Below are 12,724 nucleotides of genomic sequence, written 5' to 3'. Positions count from 1 at the left end.
GAGTTGATCAGCGGGGCGGTTCAGTCCCCCGGCAGGCCACCGCCGGGGAAAGGGCAAGCTGGCGTATTCTCAGAGGTGCGGGATCGTCAGGCTGGAGGCCTCGCTGCGGCTGTAGGGCACGCGGATACGGTAATCGGTGTCCTGGGGTTTCTGGTAGATCAGGCCCTGGGTATCAATGGCCAGCACCACCCGGTGACCGGCGGGGACATCGTAGCTGGTGGTGAACAGCTCCACATCGACCCTCTGCGGCTCTCCCGCCCTGCCACCGCGCAGGGTGATGGGCGCATGGGTGATCAGCCGGCCCAGCCCCAGGGGGCCGACATCGTAGAGGTGCGCCTGCAGCTGTACGGTTTCCCGGCTGGGTTCAATCCACATTGCCAGTCTCGGCTCCCCGCGAATCCTGAGGGTTTGCCACTGGATTGGGGATTGATACTCAATCGCGTAGTATCCGTTAATGGCTAGCATGGGGGTGTAAACCGGGATACCGAAGCCTTCCAGGGCGTCGGATAACAGCGGGATACCGGTACCTGCGAAGGTGTCGGAACCTCCGTGGAATGTATTGGTCCAGCGCCAGCCATCATAGCGTTCGCCGTGCATGCCTCCATTGTTGAACAGGGTAAAGCGCGGCCGCAGGTACCAGGTGGTGCTTTCGCCCGTTACCGGGTAGTCCTCGTACTGCTCCAGTTTGTTGCTGATACGCACCGCCATATCCACTTTGGGTTCGCTGTCAATACCGTTGTCCTCACCCTTGAGGTGATGATCGAACCAGCGGAAACTGGTGGACCAGATACGACCGTCGCTGCCCGCGAGGATTTCGGTAATGGCATGGGTACCCGGATTCAGCAACAGCTTTTTGGGACCTTCCAGAAGAGAATAGAGGTGGACCATGCTGTTGGGTTTGAACAGATAGTCGGCGAAATTATTCGAGAGCAGTACGGCAGTGCCGTGCTCGTTTAACCCATCGATATAGCTAATGGCCGAGCGTTGCGCGGCAAAACGAATCACTTGCTCCAAATTCTGGCCGCTGCGCAGATCGGCCCAGAGTTGGTTCAGCTCCGGTTCCTTGCGCAGGGCGGTGTTGACCAATAGACCGCCCCAAACCAGATTGACGGTTTCATTGGGGTAGAGCGCCTCTACCACATCGGCCCAGCCGGACAGGCAGGCCACGGCCTTCACGCGGGCGTCTTGGGCGGCACCCAGCAATGAGATACCGCCACCGTAGGAAATGCCCGCCATGCCCAGTCTGCCCACGGGATAGTTGGCTTCGAGCCAGTCGATCAGCACACTGACGTCGGCGATACTATTTTCTCCGGCCACATCCACCAGGCCGCCGGATTGGCCGAAACCGCGGGTCGAGTAGCTCAGTACCAGATAGCCCTTTTCCGCCAGTGCCCGGGCCTGGAAATAGTACTGGTGCTTATCCAGGGCCCAGCTATTGGTAAAAATCACCGTGGGGAAGCCCTCTGCCGGTGGGGGTGATTCCGGTACAAAGAGATTGGCATCCAGCAGGGTGCCGTCAAAGGAAGTGATATCCAGGTCTGCAATATACTCCGGTGCCGACCAGGCGTGGATTGAGATCAGGGCGCTGCCAAGCAACGCCAGTAATCGACTTATTTTCATTGTTATCTCTCATCTGTTTGAATCATTTTTATTTTTTGACCAACGACTGGTATCTGGTCAACAGGAAAATATAGAGCCTTGACCGCTTTTGGTAGGTGGATCAGGGCAAAATTGAGAGATCTGTCTCGTTGCTTGTCGCTGCTGGCATCCGCTATGGCTTTTGATTTGTTCGATATATTTATGAATATTCAGTCATATAAAATTCACGAATTAGATAATTTATGATCGAAATGATCTTTTTTTAACCAATAAAAACCGGTAGTGTGGAGGCTCTTTGGGCGTGCCAGGGAGGCTTCCGGCAATAATGACTCGGTGACTTGAACTATGGTTTCCCGCGCAGCTGTTTGTTTAGTATTTTGTTTCGGTTTTGTGCTGACTGCCGTTGCCGCTCCACGCTATCTGGGGGAGGAAATCTGGTATGCCGTGGATAGTGACAACTTCCGGGTAATTACCGATGGTGACCCCCAGACCGTAAAGCGCCTGGTGGCCGATCTGGAGCGCTACCGTGCTGTGGCGATTGAATTACTCGATGCGACACCCGATATCCCGAAGCTCACCATCTATGCTGCCGGAGACCGCGATACCTATGCCGGCCTGGTGGGTGCTGAACTGGCAGAAATGACCAATGGACTGTTCGACACCTCGGCGGAAGGCAGCTATGCCCTGGTCAATCTGGATGGCCGCAGTGCCGAGCGCCAGCTCAAGGCCCGTGAGTTTCTCTTCCACGAGTACACTCATTTTCTCAGTTATAACGGCAACACCACCCACTTCCCCTACTGGTATAGCGAAGGCTTTGCCGAATTTATGGCGACAATGTCTTTCCCAAAGAAGGGCCGCTATGAACTCGGGGACATTCCGCATGAACGTGCCATGACACTGATGTACGCTGGCCTGATGCCCCTGGAGCCGCTGTTGCGCGCCACGGTATACAACACGGATGCGGAAGCCAAAGCCAATGTCTATGCCAGTGGCTGGCTGCTGTCGCACTGGCTGAAGATGACAAGTGGCAAGACAGAGGAATTTGATCAGTTTGTCAAGGCGTACAACGATGGTGCGGACCCGGTGCTGGCGCTGGAAGAGGCCCTCGACATGACACTGGCGGAAATTGAAAAGGCCTACGTTGCTGCCTACGAGTTGGGCGAATTTGACACAGTGACCGGAGAAATTCCCGCCGACTTTCTCGAGGCGACCCCCGAGGTTAAGCGCCTGACAAACAGGGAAGCGGTGAATGTACTGGCGGGTTTTATCGCCCAGTCCGGTTACAACCTGCAGGCGCTGGAAGACTTGATGGCCTACGCCCTGCAAACGGGTATCTACAATACCGAGCTGGTTTCCATCAAGGCGAGTGCCGACCTGCGTATGGGCGACTTCCCCCAAGCCAGCCATCTGCTGGCGAGCGTACCGGGCAATGATCGCCGACAGCCCTGGTACCTGAGTGCACATGCCTGGCTGACGGTGAACCAGCAGGCCACGATCCCCAATAAGGGACGGGATTTGCGCAGTTTGAAACGGGCCTCTGATGAATTTGCGTATCTGGTAGATAAAGAACCCCAGAAAGCCTCCCACTGGTTTGGTCTGGCCATGACAATGGAGATGCTGGACTACCCGAGGGAAAAATACCTGGAGATGCTGGAACAGGCTTATCAGCGGGCACCGCGTGAGTTACATATCGCCCAGTGGCTGGCGGAAGAGCTCTACCAGCAAAAGGATGCGGAATACTACGTGCGGGTTGCCAAACCCCTGATATTTGAAATTCCCGATGAATTTGAGAGTCAGCAAATTAAAATGCGGTTGGCGGAATTTCAGGGCAAACCCAAATCCTTACAATAGGTATGCAAGGGCGTCATCCAGCTACGTCAAGGCATTTTTGCCCGGTTATATAGCTTGCCGGGCATCCACCTGCAGAGGATTCAAGAGCAAGTGTAAAAGTGTTGTGCAAAACCGGGTTATGCCAATACGGTCTCCCTGTGAAAGCCCCCGATCACATAAAAGTTAAAATCACGCTGATCATAGAACCGCGGGAATATTTTCCGAGGTAAAAGCAATACACCTTCACAACATGAAGCTATCACGGTCAGGGGGCTCCCTGCATACACCGTTTGCGAATCAGGATTAGTGAATCGTACGCCCGGCGCGCATCACCAGATCGGAGATAGCATGGTGTAAACGCAAAAACACCATGCGAATAAATGAAGCGGTGATATCTGCCCCGGTGACCACAGCCATTCCGATTAACTGGGCCAGCCTGCGTATCAGGCGTATGACCCAGAAGGAAATATCCTTGCTGATGTGATAGGCCTTATGGAGGAAGATTGCCAGCCTGTCCAACAGGGTAAAGGTTGTGCTGCCAGCAACAACCAGGGAAATACCGGCCAAGTTACCAATTTTCTTTAATACCCAAAGCAGTGCCTCTCCGGCGATCCAGGCGGTATTCATTGTCAGTGACAGCACACCATCGGATCTCAGCCAGGCCTCAATACTTTTCTCCAGGTTTTCTTTGGGTTTCCTGTTTTTGATGGCATCCCAATCAAGGCTGGAGTCATTCGGGGAAACCGAGGCTATATACGTCTGGCTGCTGTGGCTTGTAATAGGGCTGTGGGTGGGAGTTGGTAATTGAAAATCCCCCACACCACCATTGGGTACATGTACAAACGGCCAGGTGGGCACCATGGGCACCGGGTCATTGCGATGGTAAACCCGATAAATGTTACCGGGTGTAAGCCTGCGTTTACAATTTCTGGAAAAGTGATCCAAACCAACCCTCGGGCTGCCAAATGTATAGAGTTTGACAGTTTTTCCACTGTTCAAAGACAGCCAGTCTGCGACCAGAGTGGCCAGAGCGCCCCCGAGGCTGTGACCGACGCAATGAATGGTATGGATCTCCTTGGGCAACTCGTGTGCAAATTGTTCCAGTTGCGGCAGGAGGGATTCAAAAGTGTAATAAAAACCCTGGTGTACGGCGCTACCAGTATGGAACCGCTTGATGCCTGCATTGATATCGGTGAGCGCATCATAACCGCTTGAAGTCCCTTTTAATGCGATAAAAGCCTGGCCTTTGAATCGGCCAGTACCACAGGCCGCTATACCCATGGTATGGATATTCTTAAGCAGGAAAAAGGCTCCTGTTTTTCCGCTTAGGTTGTTGTTTTTTTTGTTGTTAACCTCAAGATCAGATTTATAGACATCATAAAACAATTCCTGCGTGCCGGGTTTTTGTACCAGATAGATATCCGCAGCGAGTTGGGCACTATATTTTGGAGTAAGCATAAGCATACTGTTATCACCCCTGTTTTGTTAATGATCAAATAAATTTGCATGAAGTTTTAAGCAGCGAATTAAATACTCTCTCTGTTTTTGGATCATCCAGCAGTTCACAGCTAAGGTTTAGTGGCTCTCCTTCAAGTTCAGAGTTCTCTTTTGGATTTCTTTTTGCATATACCCATATTTTGTAAACTTGATCCATATATTGCACATTGATCACCTGGGAAGACACAAATTCTACTGGTAAAGCCTGTGTAATAGAGCTTTCAAATTTGGCCGGAAGATGGACCTTGCCACTATCATCAACCATAAAGGTGTCGATAGATTCCTTCTTCCAGTCCACCAGTCGAATAACTTTTGCTCCTGCTGCCGGTTGTCCATTTAGGGTGATCCTGAGATTCATTTCAGAAAAAGTACAGGCTTTTAAGGGATTTGAAAAAGTCATTGCGTAAGACGCCTCCGAAAAAGAGAAACTAAGCCAAATCAATGACAGAAAAATTACAGTACATCTCTTTTTACTCATAGATATCACTTTCCTGCCTGGTTGCTCTCACAGTACACTTCATTGTCGTTTGCCGGGTAATTGAAAGAAAAAATACTTCCCGGTAAGGAAAATACTCTGCAACACAAACTTCTGTGACATTGCGTTCCAGCAAAGTGGAAAATTTCTTCAATTTCTTCCACGCTGTACGTCTAATAATTCAGTTATATATTATTTTTCTGGTTCGCTATCAGTTTTCTGCAAATAATTTATTATCTTATGGTGATACAAAAATTATTTTCTTGAGGCTGTCTCATTTTTTATTTTTATTATAAGCAATTAAGTCATTTTCCGGATCGTTCGCTAGTGTGATTTCTGACCGGGTTTAACACTCTGTTGTCAGTGAGCGGCCCTTTTGTGCTTCCCTGCATATTTCCAGGCGCTGAGTGAATGTTGCGCAATCATTGTCTTCATCCCGGTTTTGCCAGTTGAATGGCAATGAGTGTATGAAAATAGCTGCCCTTTGAGGTTTTGCAATGGGATCTGCTCTAAGGTGTACCTGAATGTGATAGAGCAAATAGGCATGTGTAACGTTTACTGATATCAGCCACCAATGAGTACTGTGGGGCAGCCAACAACGAGTTTGCCTCCATGTCCTGTAGTGTCACCCATCCGTGCAGCCGGTTTGCCTTGCAGCATCACGGTGGTACTGCCCATGGCAACCGTATCCGGTGGCCCCACACAGGTACACATGCTGCCGACCGTAGCTGAAGGCATACCACCGATGATGACGGTGGGTGCCCCGGGACTCAGGACCGGCCCCCCGACATGTGGCACAGTGCCTGTGACCATTGGACAAACGTGCATATCGGTGATACGTGAGGCGGGTTTGCCCATGCATCAGTCCTCCACTCTGCCGTCGCCGCCACGGGCCAAATCCAGTCCCTGCGCCATATAGCGAACAAAGATTTTACCGGGATCAACGGGATCGGATAATACAGCTGCCAGTGTTACGCTGCCGGCTACGGCGTGTGCATACAGGTATTGCGGAGGCTCAATCACGGGCTCCCCCACCGCTGCCAGGCTTCCGTGGCACCAACTGGCGGCAGTTGCCGCCCAACTCGCCGGTGTTTTGTGTTTGGTTTTTTCCCCAAGAACCTTGCACTTCAGGCGGGCCTCCTCGCTGGGTTTCTTGGCCCAGCTCTCCGCAGCGATCAGGGCATTGACATTGTCCTCGTCGGTTGCCGGGCTTTGGATATCCCGAGCCGCGAGACAAGCCCACCATACCGCTTCACGCTTGGGCAGGCCATGGGCCAGTAATTTGATCGCATCCGGATATAGGCCGGCATTGATTAGTTGATTGATGCTGACTTCTGGTGCCGTATCCGGCACCAGGTATTCTTCAGCTTCCTCGCTTACATCGAAGTTCTTGAGAAGTTCTGCCGCTGTAAGTTCTTGTACTTTGATCAAATCGGTCATTGAGTCTCGATTCCCGTCAGTTGATCATAGTGACGCCGCCTTTCAGGGTGAGCATCCCGCCCCCTTTTACCTCAGCGGAGGCATCTCCCTTACAGGAGAGCATTGTGCCTTTAATGGTGATTCCTGCCGGAGTCAGTTTAATACTGCTGCCTCCCACCTTTAATTCAATAGAAGCTTTTGAAGATATCTTTATGGCACCCATGGCGTCCGTTGTTTGAGATCCCTTGCTTATTTTCAGGGTATGATTTCCCGAGCCAATTGTGACCACCTGATTGCCTTTGTCGACATTCAGCTTCTGGTCCCCCTTGGCAATAGTGACTACTTCACTGCCATCGGTAACGGTAATAGTGCGATCCTGTTTTACTTCCAGAGTCTGCTTGTTTTCTATTTTTCCGCTCTGGTCGTTGTGAATCACAAAGGTGTGATCCCTGCCGGCCTCCATATAAATTTCTTCACTGCCACTCTTGTCATCAAACCTGAGTTCATTGAAGGTGCTGCCTTCGTGCTCCGTTTTCCAGCCGCTTTGGGTAGCGGTGTAATTGGGGCCGGGATTATCGCCGTTGTAGACTGCACCAGTGATCAAGGGGCGATCCGGGTCGCCGTTGATATAATTGACGACAACCTCCTGGTTGATTCTGGGTACAAAGTTGGCCCCCCAGTTTTTACCGGCAAAGGACTGCATAACCCGAACCCAGCAGCTGTTTTGGCGGGAGTTCCATGGGAACTTTACCTTGAGCTGGGTATAGGGGTCTTGAGAGCTATCGGAGGCTGTCGCTTTTACCTCCAGTACATGGGCCACCTGGGGGGAGTGGATTTTCTTGGCGCAGATATTGGGTGCCGGACGCGGTAATACGGATGCGGGTACACAACTGAAAGTGTTGTGAAAGTGTGTTTCGCTGTTATTGCCATCAGCGGCGGAGATATGTACAGCGGTAACCAGGTATTTGCCCTTTTCTGTGGACAGGGGGTGATCGAAAAGGAAGCGCCCTCCAGCACCAAGACACGGACAATCACTGCGCCCATGGCTCACATCGAATAGGGCTTCCTGGGATTCCATAGCACGCTCGGCCAGCGCCTTGTGGTAGTTGTCGGTAAATTTATGTTTATGCTCACCATCGGCCTGGAAATGATTCAGGCCGTATAATCCACGCAGATAACTTGCGGCATCATTGAGCTTGCTGGTTGTTTTTACCTGCTGCTTGTTATCTTTTGTTGCAGTGAACTCGCTGTAGTCCTTAAGTTCAAAGCCTCCACTGTGATAATTGAAATTATGCCTCCAGCTGTTGATAGAATTTTTGGTGGGATGGCTGCCCCCGCCGGCATATTCTATCTGTTCGCTGTTACAATCGTAAAAATCCTGGGGGTCATCGCATAAAATAAGTTCATGCTGTCCGTCGGAGTGTTTAAAATAGTAGGATATCCCCTCTTCTGCCATAAGACGATTGACAAACTCGAAGTCGGTCTCATCAAATTGTACACAGTATTCACGAGTAATGTATTCAGCGTTTAATTTCAGTGTCAGCCGAATAACACGATTGTATTCACCCAGCACCTCTTCCAGAATTTGTTTGGCACTTTTTTTTTCAAAAATCCTGTTACAGCTGCCGAGGCTTGTGAACCACAGTCCCGGCTGGATAATAGCGCTATAGCAACGTATGCCTTCAGAGTTGACATCGTGTAATGAAAACTGGGTGACAAAGCCGTTAATATAGCGAGGTGTTTCAGAGTGATGAATAGAAACAGTGATGGGTTTGCCAACGATTTCGTTCTGCGCAATGGCGTGGTTGTCTGAAATAAGGTGAACTTCGTAGTGAAAGAGCTTGGATATATGCTCTTCCCCTTGTAACGTGGTTGCAACCAGTGCATCGGTGCCGACAGGACTGTCGACTTTTAGCATTCTTTTATCTTGATTTAGTGTTGCCATGGGCAGCCCCAACTATCCCGACGGTGCCTTAGGGAATAGAAAAATTACTGTGGACCAGCGGATCCTTGGGTGAGGGCTCGTAAAGCGCTCAGCTAAAGACCCGTAAAGCGAGGCCCGCAGGAGATTCTGCAGGCCAGCGCCCAGTACTCGAAAGAAACCGAATCGCTTACAGTGGGGTAGCCGTGGTGAGGTCGTATCCAACCCGCATATTTTTCGGATTCTTGTTGGTCTTGTCCGCATGGTTGAGGTCGGCCTCAATTTTGGCAAAACTCAAGGATATGGACTCTTGCGGTGCACCGCCTGCTGAGGCGCCAATACTGTAAGAAGAAATCAGGACGTTCTCCAACTTGTAAACTGCGTATTTTTCTACAGAGTTGGCACCGGTTTGCACTACATGGATCTCCACGGGTACACCTTCGTCACCGGTCACAGAGGCTTTGAACAAACCGCCTGAAGCGGCATCGATACGCTTGGTGAGCGTCACCTCGCTCAGGCTGGGGCGAGAGGCTTCGCGGTTGGAGGTGGCTCCGGCCTCCATGGTGATTCCACGACCAACACCAAAGTTGAAGCTGTCTACCTCGATCCAGTCTTCGTACCCTTGTGCGGTAACGTTGCCTTTATGAGATTTGTTGTTGAAGTTCATATAGATAGCCATGGGGAGTCCCTCTTTGTATTTGGCTGATGGTGTTGGTGGTTAATCCTTTACCCCTGCAATCGCGCTTTTACTGGATCAGCATCACAGTGGCAACTGGGGGGATTTAAGCAGAGGGCGCAGCAAAAAAAAACCTTATTTTTTTTTATTAAATCAACTCTGGCACCAATTAATTACAACCATTCAATGCCTGTCGGGATTACGCCTGTTTCCCGTATTCGACTCCGACCCCAATTATCGGGATGACGGTTTCTCCTGCCAGAGGATTGACTGTGGAATGAAAAGCAGGGATATATTGCGGGAATGATAATACCAAAAAGACAGCTTGGGTATTGGCAAGCTTTACCAGGAATGTTTTAAGTGAAAAAAATCGAACAGCGATTATCACTATGTAATGCTGCGTAATTGCTTGCAACAGCAGACAGGTGAACAATGGTCCTTATGGTTGTTGTGCGAAACGGTCGTATGCAAATATATTTGAATATTGATTTATTGTTGCCTATTGAGCAGTTCGATATACTTCGGGCCTTATTTTTGCCTTGCCGGATCAGCTTTTAGCCATCCACTGTTATGCCATTTGGAAGCGCGATAGTGTTTTTCCACGGAGACGGAATTGAACGATAAGACGCGTATTGTTCGACCAGGTGGCCCTGGGCCCGGTCTCGAGCAAGCTGCGGATACGCTCGCAGGGGATGGCGATGCCACTGTTGTTGTTCAACAGGAGTTTACCGGGGCCAATGATCACCCGCCTGTACGGGGCGCAAAGTTATTAACACCTTCTGAGGGTTTAGAATCTGGAATTGATGACACTGTCCTGAGTTCGACCCCAAAACAAGGCGCTGGCCCACGGGTAAAAGCGACCCGATTGGCAGGTGGCGTATCGGTAAATCTTACAGAGACAACCGGAGTAGCTGAAGCCCCTCCCGCTGATGCAATAACCAGGACTGTTATCAAGGGGCGCTTCGAACTGGATAAGTTGCTTGGTGTTGGTGGTATGGGGGCTGTATACAAAGCCCTTGATCATCGCAAATTGGAAGCCAGTGACAGCGAACCCTATGTAGCAATCAAGTTGTTGAATGATGACTTTCAGCAACATCCGGATGCTTTTATCTCCCTGCAGCGCGAAGCGCGAAAGTCGCAGACCCTGGCCCACCCCAATATCGTAACGGTCTATGATTTTGATCGCGATGGGGAGCGTGTGTTTATGACCATGGAATACCTTGAAGGTGCTCCATTGGACAAGTTACTGCGCCAGCATGCTGATTCTGGTCTTGAGCCTGAAAAGGCCCGCAAGGTGTTTTGGGATATCTCCCAGGCCCTGATCTATGCCCACTCCCACAAGATTGTCCATTCAGATTTTAAACCGGGCAATATTTTTGTTACCAGCAAGAAAGGAGCCAAAGTCTTCGACTTTGGTATTGCCCGAGCTGTATCCGAAGGGGGGCTGGCTGGCAAGAGCGGTGAGACGACCGTATTTGACGCTGGCAGTCTGGGCGCCCTGACCCCGGCCTATGCCAGTCTAGAGATGCTAAAAGGGGGTGAACCAGCGCCCAGTGATGATGTTTTTGCCCTGGGGTGTGTTGCCTATGAGCTGTTCTGCGGGCGCCATCCCTACGACAAGGTGCCAGCGGATAAGGCTTTTGAACAAAAGCTGCGACCCAGCCGCATCAAGGGTCTGAGCCGGCGGCAGTGGCGTGCGCTGCAGTTGGCTCTTGAACTCAGGCGTGAGGATCGCACAGATACTGTAGAGAAATTTGTTCAGGCTTTTTTTGTCAGCAATACCTGGAAATGGGTGCTCGGTGGCATTTTCGCTGTGATGCTGGTGGGTGCAGGAGCAGGCTACAGCCATTTGCAGCAACAGAATTCCGTTGAGCAGGCGAAAGTGAAGGCTGAACTGGAGCGAAAGTTGCAAGAGGAGCTTGTGCAACGGCGTATCGCCGATAAGAAAGAGGCGATAGCAAGACTCATTGGCCTCAGCATCCTGACACCAGCCTGGGAGAAGGATCTTCAACTGGAGCTTCAAGAATACGCCGAGCTGAATCCGGGGGATGAGACTTACCCGGATGCCTCGCGACGCGAGGTATCTGAGCTATTTTTGGCAGCAGCCACTGGCCAGTTGAATCTGGGTAACCTGGATCAGGCCGATGCCATGCTTAACAGTGCATCTAACTGGTACGGAGTGTCAAGCCAGGCCGCCGCGATCCAGTCACAGCTTGCCAGGGATAGAGAGAGCCTGCGAGCACGTCTTGAGGCGGAACGCTTACAGGCCGAACGCGAAGCTGAGCGTTTGCACCAGCAAGAGCTGCTCGCCCAGCTCCGGCAGGAAGCGGCCAGGAAACAGAGGCGGATTGATGCCGTACTGGATGATATGGAAGGTGCGCTGACCTGTGACTTCGGCATGAATGTGGCCGGTGTGGGGGCACAACTGTCGCAATTGGCAAAGCTGGATAGCGTTAAAGCCCGGCAAATACGCCCGGTTGTGGGGGAAGAATTGAGCAACTGCGCAGCCCGCCTTGGTAGAGAGGACCCGGTGCGCACAGAGCCCCTGCTAGATCAGTTCAGGGCGCTGTTACCTGGTTATCAGCCTCTCAGGGATTTCAGGCTGGACTATTGCGGGCACCTGTCCCCCGGCAGTGGCGGCAGGGGGGATCGCTACAGCTGCCATGACCGTCTCGCCGATGGCAGTTTGAGTCCCGCCATGGTGGTGGTTAAGGGAGCAGGTGGCAGGGCCCTGGCCGTTGGTAAATATGAGATCAGCAACAGCGATCTTGAGCCTTTCTGCCGGGCCACCGACCAGTGCGGGGCACTGGATCTGGGAGCCGGAAATCTTCCGGCAACTACCCTGGCTCTGGCAAATGTTGAAGCGTACCTCAACTGGTTGAGCGATGAGACTGGCTACACCTACCGGTTGCCCTCCGAGCAGGAATGGTTTGCTGCTGCCAGCGCGAAAGGCCAGGCAGAAGTTGCCGATCGCAATTGTCACCTGAAATACGGCGGCATTGAAAAGGGTGCCGAGCTGGTGCCCGCCCGGGCAGGTTCCCCCAACGCATTTGGGCTGGTGAATGCTGTTGGCAATGTTCAGGAGTGGGCGCGCGCTACCAGTGGTGAGCTACTGGTACTGGGGGGTAGCCGCAAAGATCCCATGAGCCGCTGTCTGGCGACAACCAAGCAGCTTCACAGTGGGCAGGCCGATGCATTGACGGGTTTCCGTCTTGTCAGGGATGTGAATTAGTCCGTTCCTGTTAGCATTTTATGGCGAAAGGAAATCGTGCCGATACAGCCGATGGTTGAATCAATAATTGCATGG

9 protein-coding genes are annotated in these 12,724 nt (G+C 51.7%); 2 read left to right on the top strand and 7 right to left on the bottom strand.

Annotation, left to right across the window (positions count from 1 at the left end; translation table 11 throughout):
• Positions 1 to 69: 69 nt before the first annotated feature.
• The gene (locus M8T91_RS16895) at positions 70 to 1,620 is read right to left on the bottom strand and encodes an alpha/beta fold hydrolase (RefSeq protein WP_301415396.1); all 1,551 of its coding nucleotides are present in this window, start codon (positions 1,618 to 1,620) and stop codon (positions 70 to 72) included.
• A 324-nt stretch (positions 1,621 to 1,944) separates the two neighbouring features.
• Between M8T91_RS16895 and M8T91_RS16890 the strand changes: the two genes are divergently transcribed.
• Positions 1,945 to 3,450: a hypothetical protein gene (locus M8T91_RS16890; protein ID WP_301415395.1), complete on the top strand. Its 1,506-nt coding sequence runs from the start codon at positions 1,945 to 1,947 to the stop codon at positions 3,448 to 3,450.
• A gap of 282 nt (positions 3,451 to 3,732) precedes the next feature.
• On the opposite strand, the gene M8T91_RS16885 is transcribed toward M8T91_RS16890, so the two are convergent.
• The 6 genes from M8T91_RS16885 to M8T91_RS16860 all read right to left on the bottom strand — a co-directional run bounded on the left by M8T91_RS16885 (position 3,733) and on the right by M8T91_RS16860 (position 9,420).
• Positions 3,733 to 4,887, bottom strand: a complete 1,155-nt coding sequence (locus tag M8T91_RS16885; protein ID WP_301415394.1) for a lipase family protein — start codon at positions 4,885 to 4,887, stop codon at positions 3,733 to 3,735.
• A gap of 34 nt (positions 4,888 to 4,921) precedes the next feature.
• Positions 4,922 to 5,404, bottom strand: coding sequence for a DUF6795 domain-containing protein (locus M8T91_RS16880; RefSeq protein ID WP_301415393.1), 483 nt, complete (start codon positions 5,402 to 5,404; stop codon positions 4,922 to 4,924).
• 561 nt (positions 5,405 to 5,965) lie between these two features.
• Positions 5,966 to 6,259, bottom strand: a complete 294-nt coding sequence (locus M8T91_RS16875; protein WP_301415392.1) for a PAAR domain-containing contractile injection system baseplate protein — start codon at positions 6,257 to 6,259, stop codon at positions 5,966 to 5,968.
• A gap of 3 nt (positions 6,260 to 6,262) precedes the next feature.
• The gene (locus M8T91_RS16870; RefSeq protein WP_301415391.1) at positions 6,263 to 6,841 is read right to left on the bottom strand and encodes a DUF6931 family protein; all 579 of its coding nucleotides are present in this window, start codon (positions 6,839 to 6,841) and stop codon (positions 6,263 to 6,265) included.
• 16 nt (positions 6,842 to 6,857) lie between these two features.
• Positions 6,858 to 8,738 carry a type VI secretion system Vgr family protein gene (locus M8T91_RS16865; RefSeq protein ID WP_301415390.1) on the bottom strand — a complete coding sequence of 627 codons (1,881 nt, stop codon included), beginning with the start codon at positions 8,736 to 8,738 and terminating at the stop codon, positions 6,858 to 6,860.
• Positions 8,739 to 8,931: 193 nt separating this feature from the next.
• Positions 8,932 to 9,420: an Hcp family type VI secretion system effector gene (locus tag M8T91_RS16860; RefSeq protein ID WP_301415389.1), complete on the bottom strand. Its 489-nt coding sequence runs from the start codon at positions 9,418 to 9,420 to the stop codon at positions 8,932 to 8,934.
• 610 nt (positions 9,421 to 10,030) lie between these two features.
• On the opposite strand from M8T91_RS16860, the gene M8T91_RS16855 reads away from it, so the two are divergent.
• Positions 10,031 to 12,649, top strand: coding sequence for a protein kinase domain-containing protein (locus tag M8T91_RS16855; protein ID WP_301415388.1), 2,619 nt, complete (start codon positions 10,031 to 10,033; stop codon positions 12,647 to 12,649).
• The last annotated feature ends 75 nt before the right edge of the window (positions 12,650 to 12,724 follow it).

Source organism: Microbulbifer sp. MI-G, from assembly GCF_030440425.1.
Lineage (GTDB): Bacteria > Pseudomonadota > Gammaproteobacteria > Pseudomonadales > Cellvibrionaceae > Microbulbifer > Microbulbifer spongiae.
The sequence above is the reverse complement of the archived record's forward strand: the minus strand, read 5'-3'. Positions and strand labels throughout refer to the sequence as shown.

What these genes read in the sequence shown, in the direction of transcription:
- M8T91_RS16880 (WP_301415393.1), bottom strand. Translation starts at nt 5,404, where the DNA reads ATGAGTAAAAAGAGATGTACTGTAATTTTTCTGTCATTGATTTGGCTT.
- M8T91_RS16885 (WP_301415394.1), bottom strand. Translation starts at nt 4,887, where the DNA reads ATGCTTACTCCAAAATATAGTGCCCAACTCGCTGCGGATATCTATCTG.
- M8T91_RS16860 (WP_301415389.1), bottom strand. Translation starts at nt 9,420, where the DNA reads ATGGCTATCTATATGAACTTCAACAACAAATCTCATAAAGGCAACGTT.
- M8T91_RS16895 (WP_301415396.1), bottom strand. Translation starts at nt 1,620, where the DNA reads ATGAAAATAAGTCGATTACTGGCGTTGCTTGGCAGCGCCCTGATCTCA.
- M8T91_RS16870 (WP_301415391.1), bottom strand. Translation starts at nt 6,841, where the DNA reads ATGACCGATTTGATCAAAGTACAAGAACTTACAGCGGCAGAACTTCTC.
- M8T91_RS16890 (WP_301415395.1), top strand. Translation starts at nt 1,945, where the DNA reads ATGGTTTCCCGCGCAGCTGTTTGTTTAGTATTTTGTTTCGGTTTTGTG.
- M8T91_RS16875 (WP_301415392.1), bottom strand. Translation starts at nt 6,259, where the DNA reads ATGGGCAAACCCGCCTCACGTATCACCGATATGCACGTTTGTCCAATG.
- M8T91_RS16865 (WP_301415390.1), bottom strand. Translation starts at nt 8,738, where the DNA reads ATGCTAAAAGTCGACAGTCCTGTCGGCACCGATGCACTGGTTGCAACC.